Origin of the sequence: Microcoleus sp. S13_B4, from assembly GCF_036700885.1 — a bacterium.
GTDB lineage: Bacteria > Cyanobacteriota > Cyanobacteriia > Cyanobacteriales > Microcoleaceae > Microcoleus.
On record NZ_JAUBPU010000005.1, the window covers coordinates 25,597 to 48,402 of the forward strand.

General features: G+C 45.8%; 20 protein-coding genes. 12 read left to right on the forward strand and 8 right to left on the reverse strand.

Features of this window, described 5'->3' with window-relative positions; all coding sequences use genetic code 11:
• Positions 1 to 22: 22 nt before the first annotated feature.
• Entirely contained in the window at positions 23 to 730 is a 708-nt protein-coding gene (locus QT994_RS04885) for an ROK family protein (RefSeq protein ID WP_333172229.1), read from the forward strand.
• Between the two features lie 154 nt (positions 731 to 884).
• Here QT994_RS04885 and QT994_RS04890 read toward each other — a convergent pair whose 3' ends face one another.
• A complete protein-coding gene (locus QT994_RS04890; RefSeq protein WP_333172231.1) occupies positions 885 to 1,169 on the reverse strand; it encodes a WGxxGxxG family protein in 285 nt (94 codons plus the stop codon).
• Between the two features lie 183 nt (positions 1,170 to 1,352).
• Here QT994_RS04890 and QT994_RS04895 point away from each other — a divergent pair, with 183 nt between their 5' ends.
• Both QT994_RS04895 and QT994_RS04900 read left to right on the forward strand, forming a co-directional pair.
• A complete protein-coding gene (locus tag QT994_RS04895) occupies positions 1,353 to 2,525 on the forward strand; it encodes a histidinol-phosphate transaminase (RefSeq protein WP_333172233.1) in 1,173 nt (390 codons plus the stop codon).
• A 53-nt stretch (positions 2,526 to 2,578) separates the two neighbouring features.
• Positions 2,579 to 2,974 carry a VOC family protein gene (locus tag QT994_RS04900; RefSeq protein ID WP_333172235.1) on the forward strand — a complete coding sequence of 132 codons (396 nt, stop codon included), beginning with the start codon at positions 2,579 to 2,581 and terminating at the stop codon, positions 2,972 to 2,974.
• Positions 2,975 to 3,008: 34 nt separating this feature from the next.
• Here QT994_RS04900 and QT994_RS04905 read toward each other — a convergent pair whose 3' ends face one another.
• The gene (locus QT994_RS04905) at positions 3,009 to 3,587 is read right to left on the reverse strand and encodes a hypothetical protein (RefSeq protein WP_333172236.1); all 579 of its coding nucleotides are present in this window, start codon (positions 3,585 to 3,587) and stop codon (positions 3,009 to 3,011) included.
• Positions 3,588 to 3,645: 58 nt separating this feature from the next.
• Here QT994_RS04905 and QT994_RS04910 point away from each other — a divergent pair, with 58 nt between their 5' ends.
• Together QT994_RS04910 and QT994_RS04915 are read left to right on the forward strand one after the other, a co-directional pair.
• Positions 3,646 to 4,071, forward strand: a complete 426-nt coding sequence (locus QT994_RS04910) for a DUF2358 domain-containing protein (protein WP_333172370.1) — start codon at positions 3,646 to 3,648, stop codon at positions 4,069 to 4,071.
• A 165-nt stretch (positions 4,072 to 4,236) separates the two neighbouring features.
• On the forward strand, positions 4,237 to 4,650 hold the full coding sequence (locus tag QT994_RS04915; protein ID WP_333172238.1) for a fasciclin domain-containing protein: 414 nt from the start codon (positions 4,237 to 4,239) through the stop codon (positions 4,648 to 4,650).
• A gap of 189 nt (positions 4,651 to 4,839) precedes the next feature.
• Here QT994_RS04915 and QT994_RS04920 read toward each other — a convergent pair whose 3' ends face one another.
• A complete protein-coding gene (locus tag QT994_RS04920; protein WP_333172240.1) occupies positions 4,840 to 6,306 on the reverse strand; it encodes a glycoside hydrolase family 13 protein in 1,467 nt (488 codons plus the stop codon).
• A gap of 762 nt (positions 6,307 to 7,068) precedes the next feature.
• Here QT994_RS04920 and QT994_RS04925 point away from each other — a divergent pair.
• Positions 7,069 to 8,358 carry a glucose-1-phosphate adenylyltransferase gene (locus tag QT994_RS04925; RefSeq protein ID WP_333048740.1) on the forward strand — a complete coding sequence of 430 codons (1,290 nt, stop codon included), beginning with the start codon at positions 7,069 to 7,071 and terminating at the stop codon, positions 8,356 to 8,358.
• Between the two features lie 1,341 nt (positions 8,359 to 9,699).
• On the forward strand, positions 9,700 to 10,704 hold the full coding sequence (locus tag QT994_RS04930; RefSeq protein ID WP_333172242.1) for a J domain-containing protein: 1,005 nt from the start codon (positions 9,700 to 9,702) through the stop codon (positions 10,702 to 10,704).
• A 162-nt stretch (positions 10,705 to 10,866) separates the two neighbouring features.
• On the opposite strand, the gene QT994_RS04935 is transcribed toward QT994_RS04930, so the two are convergent.
• From QT994_RS04935 to QT994_RS04955, 5 genes are all read right to left on the reverse strand, one after another.
• Positions 10,867 to 11,142 carry a DUF1816 domain-containing protein gene (locus tag QT994_RS04935; protein ID WP_333048743.1) on the reverse strand — a complete coding sequence of 92 codons (276 nt, stop codon included), beginning with the start codon at positions 11,140 to 11,142 and terminating at the stop codon, positions 10,867 to 10,869.
• Positions 11,143 to 11,511: 369 nt separating this feature from the next.
• Positions 11,512 to 11,802: a DUF1816 domain-containing protein gene (locus QT994_RS04940; protein ID WP_333048744.1), complete on the reverse strand. Its 291-nt coding sequence runs from the start codon at positions 11,800 to 11,802 to the stop codon at positions 11,512 to 11,514.
• 570 nt (positions 11,803 to 12,372) lie between these two features.
• Positions 12,373 to 13,128: a DUF2993 domain-containing protein gene (locus tag QT994_RS04945; RefSeq protein ID WP_333127911.1), complete on the reverse strand. Its 756-nt coding sequence runs from the start codon at positions 13,126 to 13,128 to the stop codon at positions 12,373 to 12,375.
• Positions 13,129 to 13,256: 128 nt separating this feature from the next.
• Entirely contained in the window at positions 13,257 to 13,850 is a 594-nt protein-coding gene (locus tag QT994_RS04950; RefSeq protein ID WP_333048746.1) for a pentapeptide repeat-containing protein, read from the reverse strand.
• A 115-nt stretch (positions 13,851 to 13,965) separates the two neighbouring features.
• Entirely contained in the window at positions 13,966 to 15,378 is a 1,413-nt protein-coding gene (locus tag QT994_RS04955; RefSeq protein WP_333048747.1) for an HD domain-containing phosphohydrolase, read from the reverse strand.
• Between the two features lie 280 nt (positions 15,379 to 15,658).
• On the opposite strand from QT994_RS04955, the gene QT994_RS04960 reads away from it, so the two are divergent.
• The 5 genes from QT994_RS04960 (at position 15,659) to QT994_RS04980 (ending at position 22,675) form a co-directional block, all read left to right on the forward strand.
• A complete protein-coding gene (locus tag QT994_RS04960) occupies positions 15,659 to 16,396 on the forward strand; it encodes a DUF2993 domain-containing protein (protein WP_333048748.1) in 738 nt (245 codons plus the stop codon).
• 226 nt (positions 16,397 to 16,622) lie between these two features.
• Positions 16,623 to 17,195: a DUF6658 family protein gene (locus tag QT994_RS04965; RefSeq protein WP_333048749.1), complete on the forward strand. Its 573-nt coding sequence runs from the start codon at positions 16,623 to 16,625 to the stop codon at positions 17,193 to 17,195.
• 924 nt (positions 17,196 to 18,119) lie between these two features.
• Positions 18,120 to 20,267, forward strand: coding sequence for a SpoIIE family protein phosphatase (locus tag QT994_RS04970; RefSeq protein WP_333172244.1), 2,148 nt, complete (start codon positions 18,120 to 18,122; stop codon positions 20,265 to 20,267).
• Positions 20,268 to 20,550: 283 nt separating this feature from the next.
• Complete coding sequence (locus QT994_RS04975) at positions 20,551 to 21,015, forward strand: MHYT domain-containing protein (protein WP_333172246.1); 465 nt, start codon at positions 20,551 to 20,553, stop codon at positions 21,013 to 21,015.
• Positions 20,936 to 22,675 carry a SpoIIE family protein phosphatase gene (locus tag QT994_RS04980; RefSeq protein WP_333172248.1) on the forward strand — a complete coding sequence of 580 codons (1,740 nt, stop codon included), beginning with the start codon at positions 20,936 to 20,938 and terminating at the stop codon, positions 22,673 to 22,675. Before QT994_RS04975 ends, QT994_RS04980 begins: the two co-directional genes overlap by 80 nt.
• Positions 22,676 to 22,806: the final 131 nt, after the last annotated feature.

The following is a 22,806-nucleotide window of genomic DNA, read 5'->3' on the forward strand; positions in this document are numbered from 1 at the left end:
ACTTGCAAGTCCTAACACTCAAATGACTGAACAAGATCGATCGACTCGCACCTTAGCCGTTGACATTGGCGGAAGTGGCATCAAAGTTATGGTGTTGGACAATGAAGGCGAACCCCAAACGGAACGCAGCCGTTTAGAAACGCCTCAACCACCGAAACCGGAACCCGTACTAGAGGCGATCGCCTCTTTAGCCAGCGGACAAGGGGAATTTGACCGAGTATCCGTCGGTTTTCCAGGTGTCGTGCGTCTAGGCGTCATCAAAACCGCAGTGAATTTAGATCCGTCTTGGATAGATTTTGACCTAGAAACTACCCTCAAAGATCGCTTGGGAAAACCTGTGCGAGTGGCTAATGATGCCGATATTCAAGGATTGGGAGCAATTGCTGGGAGGGGGGTAGAATTAGTAATTACCCTTGGCACCGGTTTCGGTTCTGCCTTATTTGTCGATGGTATCTTGGTTCCAAATCTAGAATTAGGACATCACCCGTTTCGCAAAGGGGAAACTTACGAACAGCAATTAGGGCGATCGGCATTAGATACAGTGGGTTCCAAAAGATGGAATCGCCGTCTGGAAAAAGCACTAGCCTTTCTGCAAAATCTCTTTAACTGCGATCGCATTTACATCGGTGGCGGCAATACTAAAAAGATTGTTTTTGATTTACCAGCGCAGGTTAAAATAGTACCGAATGTCAGCGGTTTGTTGGGTGGGATTGCTTTGTGGCGCGATTGAATAAACTTTGTGGCAAAAGCGCTCCTCAATATCCCAGAAACCTGGTTTTTTGTCAGGACTAAAGGCAATAATCCAGTAGTTTCGTAAAAAACCCGGTTTCTGAATCGAGGACTGTTGATTTGTTTTTTGGCTAATGCGATCGCCGTTTAAAAAACTATTCACCCATCGGATCGCGGTAGCGTTTGGGTTCATCCTTGCGAAACAGATTCGCCAAACCGAGGATGCCCAACAAACCCAAAGCACCCCAATGATTGTTGTCGCGCTTGCTTTCTTGAAAGGGAGTTCTGTCTAGAACAACTCCATTAGAATCAGTATTGTTCTGTGCCGGAGCAGAGTTAGTTTGAGCTGAGGCAGGCATAGCTGAAGGGAGAACAGCCAAACTCAAAGCTATGAGGGTAGCGGCGGCATTTTTAGATATATCGGAAGGCTTGACTTTCATACTGGGTTTCCAAATGTCAGCAGTTACTTTATCAAAATAATCAATTTGCCACAGCCGACGCATCAATCGATCGACAGAAACTAAATTCGCCCTCTCCTCTTGCTTTCGAGATAGAACAAGCTCTATGCTAAGTTCAGATGCTTGTAAGCAAATTATCTAAAATAAAAAGTCATAAATTATACCATGCTTCCCTTTATCCGAAAAGACTTAGCCGAACTTACCGCATACACTCCCCATCCGGGCGGCGCGTCAGGAGAACCAGCGCACTCGGAAAGTGCGATCGATCGCCTCGATACCAACGAATGCCCCTACGACTTGCCAGAAGAATTAAAAAAAAAGCTAGCTTGGACTTACCAGCAGCTAATTGAAACCAATCGTTATCCCGACGGAGGCCACGCAGCGCTCAAAGAGGCGATCGCCCAATACGTCAATGAATCAATCACAATCTCCGCCCTAGGTGGGGTTGCACTGCTCAAAACCGCCATTACAGCCGACAATATTTCTGTTGGTAACGGTTCCGACGAACTAATTCGATCGCTCTTAATAGCTACTTGCTTGGGCGGCGCAGGCTCTATTTTTGTTGCGAATCCCACCTTTTCGATGTATGGAATAATCGCCCAAACCCTCGGCATTCCAGTTGTCAGTGCTCAGCGGAAAGAGGAGAATTTTGAAATCGATATCGAGGCGGCTAAAAGAGCGATCGCCCAAAATCAAAATCCCCCCGTGCGCGCCGTCTTTGTCGTTCATCCCAATTCCCCCACAGCCAATGCTTTGACACCAGATGAAATAGAATGGCTGGAAAATTTGCCGTCAGAAATATTAGTAGTAATTGACGAAGCTTATTTTGAATTCAGCCAAAATACTTTAGCCGACCAATTGCACCATCACCCGAATTGGATAATTTTGCGGACATTCTCCAAAGCATTTCGACTAGCATCAATGAGAGTCGGATATGCGATCGCCCATCCCGAACTCACAGCCGCCTTAGAAAAAATCCGCCTCCCCTACAACCTTCCCAGTTTCTCGCAAACCGCAGCCGAGTTAGCCCTAGCGCAGCGGCAGTTATTGCTAGCAACCATTCCGGAAACTCTATCAGAAAGAGCCAAATTAATTGCAGCGCTAACTCAGCATCAAAAATTGCAAGTTTGGCCGAGTGCGGCTAATTTCGTTTACCTGCGGGTGAAAGCTGGCGAGGGCGAATCTGCCGAACAGGAACACAAACAAATCATGCAGCAGCTAAAAGACGGAGGTACTTTAATTAGGCATACTGGAGGAGGTTTGCGAATTACGGTGGGTAGCCCGGAGGAAAATCAGCGGACAATCGATCGAATAGGAGAAATTTTTGACAACTCATAATATTCGGTATCCAGTTGCTGCTTAACACAAAAATAACTTTGGAGAAGATATATATGCTTCAAGGAAAAGTTTTACGGGTTGCTCGTCCAACGGATTGCCTCGATCGAGTTGTTCATTTTTACACAGAGGGTTTAGGGCTGCAAATCCTCGATGGTTTTGAAAACCATGAAGGTTTTGACGGAGTAATGGTTGGGATGCCAGGAGAAAGCCACCACTTTGAATTCATCCATCAACGGGGACATATTGTAGGTGGCGCTCCAACTCAAGACAATCTTATCGTCTTTTACCTTCCTAACCAACAAGAATGGCAGCAGGTTGTTGAGCGAATGAAAGCAATGGGATTTGAGCCTGTAAACTCCTACAATCCCTACTGGGACAAAGATGGAGTGACCTTTGAAGACCCAGATGGCTATCGAGTCGTTTTGCAGAATGCCGAGTGGAGCTTGTAGCAGCGCGATCGCAGCATAAGGTATCTACACCAATTTATACCCGATCGTTTCCTTGCCGTGCCGCGCGAATGGTTTGAGGAAATACGCCTACTAAAAGTGCCAAAGCTTCATCGGAAATTTGTGCCACCGTTTCCGAATCCAAATATTGTTCAAACTGAGTTAAAACCATTTGTGCGCGTTCCAAAGCTGCCGACTTTGCCGTTAACTGTTCCATTAACCGCACCCACTGCCGCCGAATTCCAAAAGCTTTCTGTATTTCTTCGGGAGAGTGAGGGCAAACCAAACAAAAATCGCCCACGGGAATCGCCTGCTGAGAGTCAACATCAAAAGCACTCCCAACCGCAGCCCCTGGCCCGGCAAACTCCGCGTGGAAACGTTTAATCAAAATTAGGCCGTTCCGGCGACGGCTATCTACCATCAACAGCTTACCGCTGTTGATTTCTGTGAGAATGTCAGAGGAGTGGGGGTGTTCTGTCAAATCTGTGCCAAGGTTTCGATGTCGCAAGTCCGGATCAGCAGAAAAGCCGAGGGGGGCAATATAATTAGAGGTAAGATTAGAGCTGGATGAAGTATCAATTTTATGCTCCTCCCGCTGCCGATCGAGATTATTCATTTAAAGTTATAAATTAATACTGTCACAAGGTGGTAGTTTGAGCGCGATCGAATATCAAATGCAGGTAGAACAAGCAGTACACACGCTGAAAGCGGATCTCCCGACGCTTTTTGAAAAAGACATCTCCTACGACATCTACACAAAAGATGTTTATTTTCAAGACCCTGTTAACAAATTTAAAGGAAAAATCAACTATCGCATTATCTTTTGGACTCTGCGATTTCACGGGCAGCTATTCTTTAACGAGATTTACTTCGACCTGCACGACGTAGGTCAGACAGCCGCTGATAGTATTGTGGCAAATTGGACTGTTCGCGGGACACTGCGGGTTCCCTGGAAAGCTCGGATTTTTTTTAACGGCTACTCTACTTATAAACTGGATAAAGACGGCTTAATTTACGAACATATCGACACCTGGGACAGAGAGCCCGGAGAGATTTTAAAGCAGTTTTTCCGCAAGGGAGAGGAGGCGACCCAAGTATAAGCCAAAAAGGTCGATCGGGCCGAGCCATCAGGACCGGCAACCGAATTAACTTATAATGCCTCAAATAATCATCATCCCTCCGATTCATTTTCTGCTATTTGTAAATTGCTAAAATGATTGTCGCCTCTGATTCATTTTCTGCTATTTGCACTCCTGAAAAACATCATGGCTGATATTGTCGAGACTGCCACCAATGCCGGCTCTTTCAAAACACTCGTGACTGTTATTGAAGCGGCTGGTTTGTTAGATTTATTGCAAAGTCCGGGCCCCTACACCGTCTTAGCACCAACTGACGAGGCATTTGCCAAAATTCCTACAAACACTATTGCCTCTTGGCTGGAAGACATACCCAAGCTCAAGAAAATTCTCACCTATCACATTCTGTTTGGCGAGGTACTAACCGAAAACTTACTTGAGTTAAGTTCTGCTGAAACAGTGGAAGGTTCTGTGGTGGGAATTGATACTTCTGACGGCATTAAAGTGAATGATGCTAAAGTTCTCACTCCCGATATTCTTGCCGACAATGGCGTTATTCATATCATTGATGCGGTGCTATTACCAGCAATGGTTGCAGCATAATAAAACTTGTGTTTTCGCCGATAAATCTCGGGTGCGCCGCAGCGCACCTTACGCCTATAATAAATGTAGGATGCGCGGGGAATATCACCGAAAAATGTCGGGGGGCCCACCTTACTGCAATAAATGTAGGTGCGCCCCTTACTGCGATAAATGTAGGTGTGCACGGAGCACATTAGCCTACATTTTAAACTAATTATCCGAACCTAAAATCAATCCCGATCGCGCCGGCAGCATCAATTCTAAATGCCGAGTTTCCCCGTCAGCTTTCCAAACAAACTCGCCTTTTCCATACAGCAATTTATCGTGAGGAGATTTCAAATTAGCTGCCTCAAAGCTAATATTAGCTTCTTCGGTCGCGACATTGACAGCAACAACTATTTCCTCATCCCCCAAAATTCTGGCAAAAACGTAAACTGTTCTTTCAGCAAACAGAATTTGGTACGAACCAGTGCGGAGGGCAGCGTATTTGTGCCGCAAAGCTATCAACTGCTTGTGATAATCTAAAACATCACGTTCCCAGCGAGATTCTGAGGGAAAACCGCGACGAGAATCGGGATCGAGAGCACCGGGTAAACCAACTTCATCGCCGTAGTAAATGCTAGGAGCTCCGGGAAAAGTTAACAGCAGCAAATTAGCGAGTTCGACGCTAGCTTTATCGCCTCCAGCAATTGTTAACAACCTAGCGGTATCGTGACTAGCTAACAAGTTGAGTTGAGTTAGTTGTATTTCCCAAGGGTACAGTTCTAAAACCTGCTGAATTTTGTCGCCGTACTCTTTAGCAAAAAGTGCCGGATAGGGATAGTAAGAACGACCTTCAAGTTGAGCTAAATCAACCCTGTCGCCTGCTGCAAAAGCAATAGTCGGCGCTGCAAACAGATAATTCATTACCCCGTCAAATTGAGTACCGTCGAGCCATTCTCTCGCATCCTCCCAGACTTCGCCGACAATGTAAGCTTCGGGATTAATTGCTTTCACTCGATCTCGAAATTCCTGCCAAAATCCTGGTGTTTTAATTTCAAAAGGAACATCTAGCCGCCAACCATCAATGCCGAATTTAATCCAGTATTCAGCGATTTCCATGATGTATTCTCGGACTTCGGGATTGTCATGATTGAATTCAGGAAGTGCTCGATTCCCGTCCCAACCGGCATAATTAGCAGGAAAATTGCCGTCATAGGCAGATAGCGGCCAACCTTCAATTTTAAACCAATCCACCCAAGGAGAATGGGGGCCGTTTTCGAGGATGTCGTGAAAGAAGAAAAAGCCGCGGCTGGCGTGGTTGAATACGCCGTCGAGGACAACTTTGATATTGCGATCGTGGGCGGCGTCTAGAAGCTCTTTAAACGCTGGATTGCCGCCCAACATCGGATCGACTTGATAGTAGTCGTGGGTATGGTAGCGGTGATTGCTGGCCGACTGAAATATGGGGGTGAAGTAAATTGCGTTAATGCCTAAGTCGTGCAAGTAGTCTAGCTGTTCCATCACGCCCCACAAGTCCCCGCCTTTGTAGCCTTGCAGAGTAGGGATTTCGTGCCATTCTTCCCACATGAAGTTTTGCAGGAGGCGTTTGCGAGGCTGTTTGCTTTTGGCGAAGCGATCGGGGAATATTTGGTAGAATACCGCGTTTTTAACCCAGTCCGGCGTTTGAATTTGCATACACTTTTTCTAGCTTTTACGGCTTAGGCTACAGTAGCAGAGGTTTCTAGGGGATCTAACTTTTGGTAGAGAATAGACATTTAATCCCATTTTATCGATCGACAAATTGTAAAATATTACACAAATTTGCAGTCAATTTAAGATTGAAAACTGACTCTACCTAGAAAATTATCGTCCCGGCGGCCGGCGCTTCCTGACTGCTGTGGAGTTGGACAAACTCACATAACAGGAAAGCCAGCAAAAACAACCGGATCAAACTCAAACAGAACCAGAGCGCGCTTGGGACGCAAACAGAGGCTCAGCGAGCGTGGCGGTGCGATCGACCACCCTGGAAAAAGAACAACAGCGCGCGCCATCCTGGAGCGAGAAAGTGCCAAAACGCGCAATTTACCTAAAAAACTTGTTATTAACAGCCAAAATCCCCAACCTTATTCTTTCCTTAAACTGCCCTTATTTATTGAGGGGTATTTTAAGTCACAACTCAAAACTTTGTTAAATATCCATTATTGATTGAGGGGTATTTTAACTCACAACTCCCCACTCATAACTCTAGTCCCGGACGCACTCCAACTCTCATAAACCGGGTTTTTTAACTCTTATTGAGGGTGTGAAGAAGTATTTGGATTAAACAACCCGGTTTCTGCGTAAGTGACTCGCTCATAAGTGAAAACTCAAAACTTCCTTGCTCTCCCCCCTTGTCAAGAAGCCCTCACCATCCGACACTGTACTTGGAGAGTTAATCGACCCTAGGGAGAAAGTTCCTTGAAAAAAGTCTTAGCCATCATCCTCGGTGGCGGTGTAGGCACCCGCCTTTACCCCCTAACCAAACTGCGAGCCAAACCCGCAGTTCCCCTCGCAGGCAAATATCGCCTCATCGATATTCCTGTCAGCAACTGCATCAACTCCGAAATAGTCAAAATCTACGTCCTCACGCAATTTAACTCGGCATCCCTCAACCGTCACATCTCTCGTACCTACCAGTTTTCCGGCTTCACCGAGGGATTTGTCGAGGTACTCGCCGCCCAGCAAACTCAGGAAAACCCCAACTGGTTTCAAGGGACAGCCGACGCAGTTCGCCAATATCTCTCGCTGCTAGAACAGTGGGACGTTGACGAATACTTGATTCTTTCGGGCGACCACCTCTACCGCATGGACTACCAGAAGTTTGTGCACAGACACCGCGAAACCAACGCCGATATCACCCTCTCGGTTTTGCCAATGGACGAGAAGCGTGCCTCGGATTTTGGTTTGATGAAAATCGACGACACCGGCCGCATTGTTTCTTTCAGTGAAAAGCCAAAAGGCGATGCGCTCAAACAAATGCAGGTGGATACTACTAAACTGGGACTGACACCGCAGCAGGCTCAGGAAAGTCCTTACATTGCTTCGATGGGGATTTACGTCTTCAAAAGAGAAGTTCTGATTAAACTCCTGAAAGAATCTCCAAACCAAACTGATTTTGGTAAAGAGATTATTCCGGCTTCTGCAAAAGACCACAATGTTCAAGCTTATTTGTTTGACGATTACTGGGAAGATATCGGAACCATTGAGGCTTTTTACGATGCTAACATGGCTCTAACAAAACAGCCTCAGCCGCCTTTCAGTTTCTACGATGAAAATGCGCCGATTTACACTCGCCCGCGTTTCTTGCCGCCGACTAAGCTTTTAGATACTCACGTCACTGAATCGATTATTGCGGAAGGCTGCATTCTCAAACAGTGCCGGATCGACCATTCTGTGCTGGGAGTTCGATCGCGCATTGAAGCTGGATGTACGATTCAAGACACCCTAGTTATGGGTGCGGACTTCTACGAACCCGACGCCGAAAGGCATTCGAGTTTGGGCACCGGCGGCGTCGCCCTCGGTATCGGTGCAGATACTACAATTCGCCGCGCGATTGTGGATAAAAATGCCCGCATCGGCCGCAATGTTCAAATAATTAATAAAGACCGAGTGGAAGAAGCCAACCGCGAAAACCAAGGTTTTTACATCCGCAGCGGCATTATCGTAGTCCTGAAAAATGCCACGATTCCTGATGGAACTATCATTTAGTTATTAGTCATTAGTCATTAGTCGTCAGTCATTAGTTTTTTAAGTTAAAATCTGTTACCTGTCAGCAAGTGACTGATGATAAATAATTAAATTAGTGACAGATCACCAATGACCGATGACTGATGACTGATGACGAAATTAATTATTTTTTTTGTTGATTATTAATTCCCACCGCTGATGCGAGGTTATCCAAATACTTGGCTTTATTCAAAGGCTAGCGCATTATTAATAAGGGACAGTCTCTGTTAGTGTCTGCCGTGAGACAGATATGTCCGATCGCCTGCGTCTGGCGAATAGCTTCTGATTCTTGTATTTGCGCTGGTAGCACGACTGACAAATGCGCTGCCCGTTTCGGAGTACAACAGAACTCTCGGAACTATCTTTCCAATCGTCGCAGCAGCCGCAAGGCCAACTTAGCAAATAATTCATAATGTGAGCACCCTCGTGGCGTTAAAACCTGATCGCTCTATTATCCTATCTTAATGTTTTATACAAGTGTGTGATTTAGCTAACAGACAGCGGAGAGATTATGTTATATTACTTTGATTTAAATCTCTTCAGAGGTTGTAAAAATAAGATTCTATAGCACTGGTCTGGGGTGAGAAAAAAATATATCGAAATTTTGTGGGATGACAGTGCACTTTAGGGTATAATATAGTTACAATTCAGACACCAGATTCGACCGGAGTTGCTGCTGAGAACCTGCTAAGATTTGTATTGGGTGAAAAGCTCATATCGAGACATTCGTAGGCGTAAGTCGGGGCGTAGCCATCGCACCGCGCACCGCAAAAAAAGAGCAAAAAAAAATCGATCGTCCGCGACATTAAGCAATCCGACGGGTACTCGCGCCAGCAACAGCAGCAGCTTTCCCGGGCTCGCTTCAACCCGGATGTACCCTAAAGCTCTCGCCGCCTCCCGAAAGCCCGAAGGCGCACAACTCCTACAAATTTAGGGTGGCAAAAGTTTCACAGTCTAAAAGCTCCAAGGTGTAGCAACGGCCCAGGGTAAGGGCGTTGTTCATTGATTGATGAAACCATTGTTTTTGTTGTCGAATGCCAAAAGCATTTCTAGACCCGGCTGCTCCGGCTGCCTTCAGCACCAGAGAGCCGAATGCTATAAAATCTCAAACAGCAGCGGGGTGCGGAAATTGCGATCGAACGTCAAGCAACAACCGAACTCGATCGAGTCCAAACCTTTGATAACCTATAATTTGAATGAGATGCCGCAGGCACTTCGGCTCCTGGCATTATACTAATGCGCCATCCTGCGGCTAATTTGGGATTTATTCTTTCTAACAACTAACAACTAACAAATAACAACTAATAAAGAGGGGATTGCTTAATGGCTGCAACAGATTTTAAAGACTATTACGCTATTTTGGGACTCAACAAAACTGCCACTTCTGACGAAATTAAAAAAACTTTCCGCAAACTAGCCCGCAAATATCACCCGGACATGAACCCCGGCAACAAAGAAGCCGAAGCTCGTTTTAAAGAAGTAAACGAAGCTTATGAAGTGCTCTCAGACCCTGAAAAACGCAAAAAATATGACCAATACGGTCAATACTGGAAGCAAGCTGCCACAACTCCAGGCGGATGGCCGGGCGGGGGCAGTACGAATGTAGACTTTGGCGGGGTTGACTTCAGCGAGTACGGCAGTTTTGACGAATTTATCAATGCCTTGCTAGGCCGCGCAGGTAACAGTGCGGGTAGTGGCCGCAACGCCAAGTGGAATTACAGCAACTACCGCACCGGCGGGCCCACTGGTTTTGGCGGATTTGAAGATTTTGCGGGGTACGAAAACCGCAGCGCAGGAAGCTCTCTCGACACCGAGGTGCTGGTTTCCCTGACTTTGGGGGAAGCATTTCGCGGCACTTCCAAGCGAGTCGCCACGGGCGAAGTTTCGATTCCAGCAGGAGTAAAAACTGGCAGCAAAATTCGGGTAAAAGGCAAAGGTCAAGTTGACCCATACACCAAGCAGCAGGGAGATTTGTACCTAAAACTAGAAGTTTTGCCTCACGCTTTCTTCCAGTTTGAGGGAGAGAACTTGGTCTGCGAAGTGCCGATAACTCCCGACGAGGCGGTGTTAGGAGCTTCAATTGAAGTGCCGGCGCCTGAAGGTATGATCACTGTGAAATTTCCAGCCGGGATTCGTTCGGGTCAGTCTTTGCGGTTGCGGGGCAAAGGATGGCCGAAACCGAAGAAAAACGAGCGGACTGATTTGTTGGTAAAAATTGCGATCGTGCCGCCGAAAGAACTCACCACTGTCGAACGAGAGTCCTACGAGAAAATCAAAGCAAATCGTACTTTTAATCCTCGCAGTAATCTCAACCAAATGCTCCTTTGAAAAAACTTGCATTTATCGCGCGCAAATAATACCAATTCTTAAAAATTTTAAAGGGACACAGCATTGTTGTGTCCCTACTCTATGCAAGCGCGATCTCATTTGAAAAAAACCCTGTTAACAAGTCAACTCTTCTTCGCCCGTAATTTGCACTTTCCAACCTTCTCAAGACTCTTCGCTAGCTCTTAGCTGAGTAGGTTGGCTACCTTGTTTGAGGTTGATGGTAATTTTTTTAGCTCCTTTGTTCTCCAGGTCTCGGATGTAGCCCATCGATCTGTCAGAAGCTTCCTCTCTGCTGTCATAGGGCCCAAAGTAATAGGTACGCTTTGGCGAATCTGTATCAACTTCTACCCACCATTCGTCGCGTCGAGTGCTGCTAGCAGGTTGAGCTAGCAGCCAAAAAGCCGTGAAAAACATACCCAACATAGAGATTTCAAACATATGTACCTCTGGGAAGATTTAAGTAGTTTTTACTGATCTAAATTTATCAATGCAACGGGAGCGATCGGCTCGTCCTCAGTGCTGATTTAGCCCCGATTATTTTTGGCCGTTAATGCTGGCTAAAATCTGCATTTTGGTGGAGAAGATGCCGAATTTTAAGCCACCACTACAAATATAAAGTCCGCAGAGTAAGGACTCGGACAAAATCATGCTTAATATTATTGTTGAGGCTTGAGGTAATTGAAAACTCAAACAAAACTTACCAACTATTGACCCTGAGAAACCGGGTTATTTAACAGATACCCCTCGTGATAGACGGAGTATTTTAGTCAAAAAACCCGGTTTATGGCGTCTGGACTATCAAAATTCTTAAGCCGCGATACCCTCTGAGAATTCACTATCACAAATCGTGAGTTCCGAAGGCTGACACCGTTTGATGCGGATGCTAACTCTTTTGGCTCCCTCGCTTTCAAGGTCTTCGACGTAGCCCGGAATATTGCTGGAGGCTTCTTTGTCGGTGTCGAAGGGGCCAAAATAGTAGGTACAGTGAGGCAAATCTGTGACAATTTCTACCCACCATTTCTCGGGCCTGCGGGTGCTGGGTCCCGCAAACACGGACAATACTGCGACGTAGATACAAAATAAATAAAATCCGAGCATTTTTCCTCTTTTGGGGTTATTTATTTTCTCACAGGACTTACGCCCTAGCGACTCTCATCAACCGGGTTGTTCAACTCTTGGCGATCGCCCTTTACCAGAGAATTTAGTCCTTTAAACCCGGTTTCTAGGTTGAGGACAATCTAACTTTATCAAGGTAATTTATGCGATCGCATCAACCTGAGTGCTGATTTTGAGGCGAGAATAAAATCCCAGTGAATCAACTCTTTTGCATTTAAATTTAAACTTGAAGGTGCGCTAGGAGTGGCCACCCCACAAGAGTTTAAGTACGCAGTAGTTGATTAATTAAATGCGCGACAACTTAGTTCTGTAAATACGCCGGAAATAGCATTTCTTGGCTAGATGAGGTATGAAATCAAACTTAAGAAGCTTGGCAACAGCAGTTTCGGTGCACCCAATTTTTGTCCTAAAGGCTATAGCGCGACCTTACCCTAGCAGCGCCACAGCGTAACAACTGTCGCTAAAATAGCAAAACCCGCGTGGGCGGGTTTTGTTGTTAAGCTATAAAATTCCTCAAACAAATTTCATTTGGCCACCTCAGCAGGCTGAAGTTTAGCGCTTGCCTTTGGGGAACTGTTCGATACCAGCCCAACCGTAGAAAACCAGCTCGTCGTTCTGAACTCGGCAGCGGTCTACTCGCAGTTGAGTGCCCTCTAAGGCAAATTTGTCTAAGTCGAGCAAGTTATTTACGTGGGCAATTATAGCTTGACCCAAGTCTACTGCTTGCCCGTCACCGCCGTAAGTAACGCTGACAAATTGGATTTTGCGTCGGTCTTCTACTTGCAACTGAGCTGTAATATCTATGTTGACGGGTTCGCTGGCATCGCCTACGGTAATTTCGGACTGAAGCCGAATTGATTTGTCGGCTCCGAAGCTGACTTCAGTGTTTTGAAAGTGCAGAGATTGCTCTTGATAATTCAGCTTCTGGAGTTTTTCAACTACAAAAGGTGTATTGAATGAGGTGGTTAAATCCGATCGACTTAAAACTACTCGCATATTTGCCTGGGTAGGCTGCCGCAATTTGACTTGACCTGCAAAAATCGCCCCAAAATCAATGGAGAGTGCTTGCAGGTAGAGTTCCATCACTTCTATGCGGAGGCCGTTGTACATCAACATACCTTTGCCAACAAAGTCGAAACCGTCGATGCTTCCCTGCAAGAGTTTGGCCACAGGTTCGACTCGGATGTTAGCCTCGGCCTTTTCAGAACGCTTGAATAAGGCTGCGATCGCAGCTCCTGCTACTTTACTAACAAGGCGATCGCCACTTTGACCTTGAAAGGATGTACCGCTAAACAAAGCTGCTACCATTTATTCGTTTGCTCGTCTACAGTCGCCATTATAACCCTATATTAAGAAATGTAAAAATCGCTTGTGCTTATTCACTCTATAAGCAGATCTTGTGTTTCTGTCTGTCTTCAAAACAACATTGTTGAAATTTAAAGGCTCAGGGGGGTGCCTTGGAGACAGGCGCGATCGAGCAACGCTCCATCCCAAAGGGTTTGTTCGATCATGGCGCAAAGCAAATTAGCCCCCGTCAGGTTAGCGCCGCGCAGTACGGCTCCATTCAGGATAGCTTCTTCCAAGTCAGCTCCCGACAAATCAGCGCCCGACAAATTGGCATTACTCAAATCGGCGGAGTGCAAAATTGCCCGAGCCAAAGCAGCGCCCCGCAAATCGGCGCCCCGCAAATCGACACCGCTCAAATCCAAATTGCCGATGGATGCCCCCGTCAAAAAAGCACCCCCAAAACTTGCGTCGCGGACTAAAGCGTTAGCGAAGGAAGCTCCCCGCAAATCGGCATTGCGAAAATCTGCGCCTCGCAAGTCAGCGCCGCTCAAGTCAGCGCCTCGGAGGTTGGCTCGCAATACGGCCCGCTGCAAGTTAGCGCCGGCGAGATTAGCTCCACTCAAGTTGGCTTGAGACAAGTTAGCGCCGGCGAGCTCGGCTCCCGCTAAGTCTTTGCCGGCTAAATCAGTGCCGGCCAACATCAAAATTTTGCCTTTTCGTATGGCTTCGAGGTCATTAGTCATTAGTCAGTTGTCACTTGTTGGTTGTCAGTTGTTGGTCAACAGTCAACAGTCAACAGTCAACAGTCAACAGTCAACAGTCAACAGTCAACAGTCAACAGTCAACAGTCCAGTTATTTTATAATGCGGGAGCGGTCGCGGTCGTTCGATCGCCCAAATCCTCCAACCATACATTCGGCAGTTGGCTCGGGCGAGTTGGTAACTCCATCAAACCCATTTCTGCCAGCCTGACGACGTTGCCCAGAGTTTCCACCAAAGCCGGATCGAAGCGAATGCCGGACTGTTCCCGGCACTCTTCCAAAGCTTCGCTCAAACTCATAGCCGGACGATCGCCACGCGGTTGAGTCAATTCTTGAAAATCAGCCACCAACCCCAAAATCCGCGAAGCAATGGGTATCGCTTCGGCTCGCAAACCTTCTGGCCTGCCGCTGCCGTCCCAATATTCGAGTTGGTGCTTGACAATTTCCGCCACAGGTGCTAGTTCCGGCATTGCTTGCAGCAGTTGGGAACCGATGAAGCTGCGATCGCGCCAAAATGAGAAAGTTGCTTGGTCGAAAGCATCGGGAGTGCGATCGAACACCTCATTCGGGGCAGAAACTAAGCCGACTCGAAATAGCAATCCAGCCAGCCGCAGCCTCCGCAACTGCAAAGCCGGCAAATCCAGCAATTGACCCAAAGTTTCCGACAAAGCCGCCACCTGCAAAGACGCTGTAGGATTTGAGGTATCGCGTTCGTCCACGCGCTGGGCCATCCGCAGAAAAGCTTGAAGTTTGTTAGCGTTCAAGTTGCGGCTGATACGCAAAGCTTGACCTTCCAATTCCCACAACTCGCGGGTTTGGCGGTTAATTGCCACCATTTGCTGCTGAGAACTTTGCAGGTAAGTGACGATCCGGGATACCACGCCGCTAATGTCGGCCAAGGGCGGGCCTTTAGTTGCCAGGATTTCGTGGTGCATTTCCACCAAACTGTCGGCTAGGGGGGAGTTGTAATGTCGTGTTTGTTCTATAAAAATTTCAGCAGCCGCCGACACCAAAGACTGGTCAAACGACCACAAACCGTAGAACTTTCGCTCTGTATCTACTTCTGGCTTGCCCTCGGGCAAGTATTCCTGGTCTGAAAGTTCACGGCAAAGCACCATTGCTTTGTATGTCGGGGCCAGGATGATTAAATTCCATTCTTGGATTATGGGGTCGTTTTCATCGAGATTTATTAAAGATACATTTTCTAATTGCCCGGTTTTGTGGGTAGCGAAACCGCTGTCGGCTACTGCACCTATGACAACGCGCCGAGAGGCATTAGCAATATCTAGGTAGCGATCGGCTTCCTGTAAATACCATTTACCCTGCTGAAACGTTACCAAAACTAAGGGTTGGAGTTCGCTTTTGTCCCCGCCACTGGTTTGCAAAATGTGGTCTTCTAGGGCGTGACATAGGGCTACTAGGGTGTTTTTGAAGTATACCCCGTAGCTAGAAGGCAGTTTTCCGTCGGGAAGTGTAGCTTGTAGTCTGGCGAGAGTTGATTCTGGATTCATTGCAAATGGCGGTGCCGGCTCTTAACTTATTGTAGCGGGCGATCGAACTTCGCGAAAAAACTTTTTTTGGCAAAAATCCGAGTTTTTGATTTTTCACCGCTTCGCCACCGAGTCAATGTAGAGTGCGCCGAAGAGCAGCTTACTAATTTTAGTAATTTTGTGGAAACCCTCTGTCTTTGGCTGAGTTTTTTTCAGACGAGAAACCTGCCGAGAGGAAGACGCTAACTCAATTAAGTATTAACTACTATTTTTAAAACAATAATTATTAGGAATTCTGAGCGTGCTTCAACAAAATAGAAGTTTAGGGGAACAGGCGATCGACAAAGTGGCCGAGATTGCTATTTCGAGCAAATTAGACGAATCCGAAACTTTGTCTGTGACAGTTAACACCGATCCGATCCAGCTAGCCCAGGGGTCAGTAGAGGCCGTTGCGGTTGAGGGCACAGGGTTGGTAATGCAACAAGATTTGCGCGTGGAAGATTTGCAAATTCACATAAAGGATATTGCTGTCAATCCCCTGACCGCTATGTTTGGCAAAATTGAACTGAACGGCCCTGCCTTCGGTGCGGCACGCGCAGTTTTAACAGAAAGCGATATCAACCGCGCTTTTAATTCTGAATACATCAGCAGGAAACTGAAAAACTTAAAAGTTACTGTTGACGGACAACTGCGGACCATAGACGTTAAAACTATTGAGTGCCAATTGCTAGCCGGAAAAATAGCTTTAAATGCTGAGGTATTGGTGCGGGAAACGGACTCCACGGAAAAGATTTATTTTACATCAAAACCTCAGATCGCAGAGGGCGGTTGGGCAATTTCTCTTCAGGATGTCGAGTATCCCGAAAACAAGGAATTTTCGCCGGAGTTAACAGCAGCTTTGGCCGACAAAGCTGGTGAAGTTTTAAACTTGCGAAATTTTGAAATCGAGGGAATGTCGCTGCGAATTCAGCAGCTAGATGTGGAAACTGGTTTGCTGACTTTGCAAGCTGAAGCGAAAGTCGAACAATTCCCAAATTAGAAGCTTGTAGGGTGTGTCAGAACAAAAAAGTCTTCAAATCGAGCAATTATTGCAACTGACGCACCCTAGCACTAGGGTTTGAAAGTACGTCCGCACTTTTTAAATCCCTCTAAAGTTATAAAAAAAATCGATAGCAATCCGGAGCAAAATATGACCGCCGTTAGAGGCAGGCATGGGAGTTAATTTTTACTCTTGAAAAGTAGTAGTAAAAAATTGGAAAAATTTTGTGAACACTGTAACTGCCTTTTTTAAAAGACTGCGTATCGGTCAATTTTTGACTGTATTTATGGCAGGTTTGCTGCTGTTTACCAGCACCGCTTGCAATGCCGGCGATGTTCGAGGTGCTCGGCCTGAGAATCCTCCCGTTCAAATGGGAGGAATGAATAACCCCCACAAGGCCGGTGGTGATGGATACACGAATTATCAAATGTCTACTGACCCTAAAGTCAATCAGTCGCCTGCTAAAGCAGAAAAGAATCGGGCTGATTTGTCGATATTGGGCGATCGCCTCCTAGCCTCGACTACCGCTGAATCTAATTCCTCAAAGCTGCTTTATCCGGGGTCTGCACCCCTGGAAACTGACAAGTTCGACCTCGAACTCGGCGGAGATAAAACTCTGTTAGAAGCGCCAGACGGACAGCCGGCTCAGGCTCAACCCGTATTCGATCGCAGCAATCCCGATGCCAAAATTTTAGAGAGAGTAGGCGCCGCCTTTAAGGATGCTTCTGGTTTCCTCAAAGATAGCGCTGAAGATGCCAAGGAAAGCTCGGTTACGAAACTCAATCCGCTGCAAAAATAAGTCAGTGGGACTAAAGATGATGTAGGGGCTGTCTGAAATTAGCCCCTACATAAATAATATTATTTATTAAAACTAGATAAACGCTTTTAAACCTGCTATCTGCTCAACAGGATTGACGCTCTTTCTGCATTATTGATTAAATCCCGATTAACAGGTTTTAAACTTTACTTGAGGCAATTTATGGTGCGAATGCATAAGAGTAGTGAGGGTTATTTTTAATCAGGTTGGACAAATCTAAAACAGAAGGATTAAAATCAACTATTTTGCTGTCAATAAAACTGACTGGATTCTTATTAATTGCGTGAACGACTTCTGCTGCCAACAGTGCTAAACTCGACATCTGTTGTGAGTAAATTATCTCAAAACTCCCAGGCAAGTTTCGTTATTAAACTTAAATTTTTCGGTCGTTCTGCATAGCCAGGAAAAATCCTCGACACTTTTAGGCTTAAAGAAGCCTCGTAATCATGTATAAAATACCCGATCGCCCCCACATAATTGGATATCTTTTTATAAAAAAATAACATAGTTTGAGATATCCTTTGCATCAGGGTGTTATTAAATCTTTCCCTATCAAAATTTTTGCCCGTATCTCTCCCGACTGATTGGTGTCGCTTGCGATGGAAAACTTTTTCATATATGACCCCAATATCTGTATAATACAGGACATAAGCCCTGTAAACTGCTGAGAGCGAATCCCACAGCTCTGCTGGTTGCAAGAAAATAGGGATGTCTACAGCTCCATATAAAGCCAGTGCAGGCTTTGTGTGGGATTAAAACGCCGTTTGTATCCCCCTAAGCCAGTGATGATAGTGCATTGCGGGTTGTGAAGCGACAGGTAGAAACTCCTAATAACACATCACAACAACTGGAAGCGATGCTAAAAGCGTGAATTATTTTTAGTGAACCACTATACTCATTAAATCTTTGAAAAATACTTCTCGTAAATTTCCTCTCCGTACTGCCCTCGTTGTTCCTTTCGTTGTGCAAATTGTTGCAGCAGTTAGCTTAGTTAGTTATCTCTCATTTAGAAGTGGAGAACAAGCCGTAACCGATCTTGCTAACCAGTTGATGGCTGAGGTGAGCAACCGCACCGATCAGCACCTAACTGACTATCTTTCCCTACCTCATCGAATTAATCAGATCAATATTGATGCCATTGAGACAGAATTACTCAATCTAGAAAACTTTGACCGGGCTGGACGTTATTTTTGGAAGCAGGTGCAAGCCTTTAATAATGTTGGCTTTATCTCATATGGGTTAGCAGATGGACGCTATATTGGGGCTGGCAAATACCTTCCAGCGGAAGGAGTCATCATTGAGGAAGTCTCTGCAAGAACAAACGGAGATTTAGCTACCTATGCCGTGAACAAGCAGGGCGATCGGGGTAAAGTGCTACGACGGATTAATGTTAAGAAGGTGACACCCGACCAGGGGGTACCCGCATGGTATATTCAGGCGGCTAAAGCAGGTAAACCAACCTGGACTTCGGTATATTCTGTTGACCCACTCAACTTCATGGCTGTAGAGGCAGTGCGTCCCATTTATGCAAAAAACGGCAAAATACTTGGCGTGATTGGGGTTGATTTACAACTATCAAATATTACCAACTTTTTACGCGACTTAAATATTAGCTCATCAGGACGTGTCTTTGTCATTGAACGAGATGGGCAGTTAATAGCCAATTCTAGTTCTCAACCCTCTTTTGGCAAAGTAAATGGTAAGACCCAACGCTTTAGTGCCTTAAGCATTAATGATCCGTTAATTCAAAGGACAGCTCAAACTCTAAAAAATCGGTTTAGTAGTTTTCAGGGAATTAGAGACAGGCAAAGTTTGAGCTTTCAAATTCAAGGAAAATCTTACTTTGTCCTTGTTCATCCTTGGCAAGACCTATTTGGGTTGAACTGGCTAATCGTGACTGTAGTTCCAGAATCCGACTTCATGGGTCAAATCAATGCTCATACTCGTACCACAATAGGGTTGTGTGTGGTAGCGTTGATGATGGCGCTCCTAATCGGTATTCTCACCGCTGGTTGGATTACCCGCCCTATAGAGCTGATTACCGAAGCCTCAGAAGACATGGCAGATGGCAACTTGAAGCAATACGTTAAACACAGTCGCCTAGTTGAACTTGATAAGTTGGGAAACTCCTTCAACCGTATGGCAGGTCAACTCAAGGAATTGTTTGAAACGTTAGAATATAAAGTCAAAGAACGCACGGCAGAACTAGCAAGTGCTAACGACGAAATCATTAGCCTCAATGAGAGACTCAAGGAAGACAATCTTCGCATGGCTGCTGAATTGGATATCGTGCGTCAAATGCAGCAAATGATTCTGCCCAATGCTGAGGAACTGAAAATTGAAGGACTCGATATTGCCGCATACATGGAGGCGGCCGATGAAGTCGGCGGCGACTACTATGATGTTTTAAACACCGATGGCGTTGTCACTCTTGGCATCGGCGATGTCACGGGACATGGACTCGAAAGCGGTATCTTGATGCTGATGGCGCAAACGGCAGTCCGTACCCTCAAGGAAATCCGCGAAACTGATCCGGTTCGGTTTTTAGATGCGCTCAACCGCACCCTGTATAAAAACGTGCAGCGCATGAATTCCGACAAAAGTCTCACCCTAGCGATTTTAAATTACTCCGAAGGATGGGTCAGCATCAGCGGGCAGCATGAAGAAACAATCATTGTGCGAAACGGTGGACTGGTAGAACGTATCGACACAATGGATTTAGGCTTCCCTATCGCCCTCGACGATGATATTGCTGAGTTCATCAGTCACATTTCAATTGAGCTACAGCTAGGAGATGGTTTAGTGCTATATACCGATGGTATTCCCGAAGCAAAAGACATTAAGAAAAAACAATATGGCGTTGAGCAGATGTGTGAAGTCATTAGCCAAAACTGGGATTTGTCGGCTGGGGAAATTAAGCAAGCGGTGATTGACGATGTACGGCGACATATCGGCACTCAAAAAGTGTTTGATGATATTACGCTGTTGGTTGTGAAGCGAACCCAATTAGGTGTAGAAAAAAACTCACAGCCTCAAGCAGCCGCATTGGTTTAGAGCGATCGCCAATACCTCGAAAAAATAAACTTATGACATTTAACTGGAAATGGTCGTCGGGGCGATCGCATTAACCGTCAAATTTACGAGGTGGTGGTACGATACCTCAATTGCAGCACCACGCAAGAGGCTAAATCTTCAGAGAACTTCCAAGCCATACTCTAAGTCTAAATTTCTATGATACTAATCTATTAATCGTTGTTCAATACTATTTTTTTATTGTCATTTTTTCGATCATTATGGTCGTTTTTGCCTTCTATAAGCCTTAGAATTACCGGGGATAATGAATCCAAAAAAAGGTGAAAATATTCGCTGTAGTTGGTTAATTGGTGGTTTTTTGACAATGGGAACGGGCATTTGGGCAATGCACTTTATAGGAATTATAGCTTATTACCTGCCAGTATTGATCGCCTACAATTTACCCATTGTGATTGTCTCTTTGCTTGCCGCAGTCATTGCATCTGGTATCGACTTATACAGCTTGCATCGAGGTTTTGCACACAGGTTCTCATTGTTAATCCCCGGTATTCTCATGGGATCTGGCATTGGAAGTAAGCATTATATGGGCATGGCTGCGGTGCGAGTACCTGCCGAAATGCACGATAATTACTGGATTGTGGCACTGTTTGTCTTAGTTGCCGTTATTTCCAAATCGATGAGGAAGTCCGATGTACGACTTGACGAGATTCACTTTAAGGGACATGGCGGAATGCGGGTTGGCCCTACGCCAGTTCGGCTTGGGGGTTGAAAGTATGGAAGAGGCGAGTAACAGAATTGTTAGGTATCTTTACGAAAATTTCTGTACTAAGCCAACTGGTGAGAAATCCTGCGCCCTCGTCCGTTTGTTAAAAACTCACCCTTATGAAGACTTAGAAGTCGAACTTGCCGAGTATGCCCGTAGTATGTTGGACCACTATTCCCCTTTGGCTGCGATGAAGTGCATGACTCTACTGGCAACGGTAGGAGAACAAACGGAATGGAACTCAAGACACAAATCCGTTGGACACAAGGCTATTCCACTGGCAAGCGAATCTGTAGTCGCTCAGATACCGATGATCTCACAACTCATCAGACAGCTCGGCTTAGATATAAAAACAGTTATCAACCCTGACCCGAATCTTTTGGTAGAAATCGAGCAGAGGAAATACAACGTTTTCCATGTACCTGAAGCGATTGGCAGTCCCTATATTCCCGCTCAGGACTCCTTTGTGATTCCCTTCGGAATCAAGTCTGTGTTAGGGTTTGGTGGTCTATTGCCTTCGGGCAATATGTTTGCAATTATCATGTTCTTGAAAGTCCAGATTCCTATTAGCACGGTTCAGATGTTCAGCACTCTGGCGCTAAACGTAAAGACAGCACTGCTGCCCTTCGATCGAGGAGCTGTCTTCGCTCAAAAAAAAGATGAATCTGATACAGCCTCTAAGCAAATATTCACAATAAACACTGAGCAGGAGATAGCGCAGCTTAGATCCCAGGTAGCGACTTTGAGGCAGTTGCTTGATGTTTTTGACCAATCGATCTCCTTACAATCCGATCGACTCGAACAAGCCATAGAGCAACTGGCAGACTCCGCGCAAAAGTTAGATACCCTCAACGAGAGACTCAAGGAAGACAATCTTCGCATGGGTGCGGAATTGGATATCGTACGTCAAATGCAGCAGATGATTCTGCCCAATGCTGAGGAACTGAAAATTGAAGGACTCGATATTGCTGCATACATGGCTGCTGCTGATGAAGTCGGCGGCGACTACTATGATGTTTTAAAGACCGATGGTGTTGTCACTCTTGGCATCGGCGATGTCACCGGACATGGACTCGAAAGCGGTATCTTGATGCTGATGGCGCAAACGGCAGTCCGTACCCTAAAGGAAATCCGCGAAACTGATCCGGTGCGGTTCCTAGATGCGCTCAACCGCACCCTGTATAAAAACGTGCAGCGCATGAAATCTGAGAAAAGTCTCACCCTAGCGATTTTAAATTACTCCCAAGGACGGGTCAGCATTAGCGGTCAGCATGAAGAAACAATCATTGTGCGACGAGGAGGAGAAATTGAGCGAGTAGACACAGTGGATTTAGGCTTCCCCATCGCCCTCCACGATGACATTGCTGAGTTCATCAGTCAAATTTCAATTGAGCTACAGCTAGGAGATGGTATAGTGCTATATACCGATGGTATTCCCGAAGCAAAAGACATTAACAAAAAACAGTATGGCGTTGAGCCGATGTGTGAAGTCATTAGCAAAAACTGGCCTTTATCGGCTGGGGAAATTAAGCAAGCGGTGATTGACGATTTACGACGCCATATCGGCACTCAAAAAGTGTTTGATGATATTACGCTTTTGGTTTTGAAGCGTACTGAATTGGGTGTAGAAAACAAGTCACAGCCTCAAGCAGCCACATGGGTTTAGAGCGCTCGCCCATAGGTCGAAAAAACAAACTTATGACATTAAACTGGAAAATAATAGTCGGGGCGATCGCGTTAGCAGTCAAATTTAGGTTAAACCCAAATATTAAAATAACAAGTTTATTTTGGGTAGAG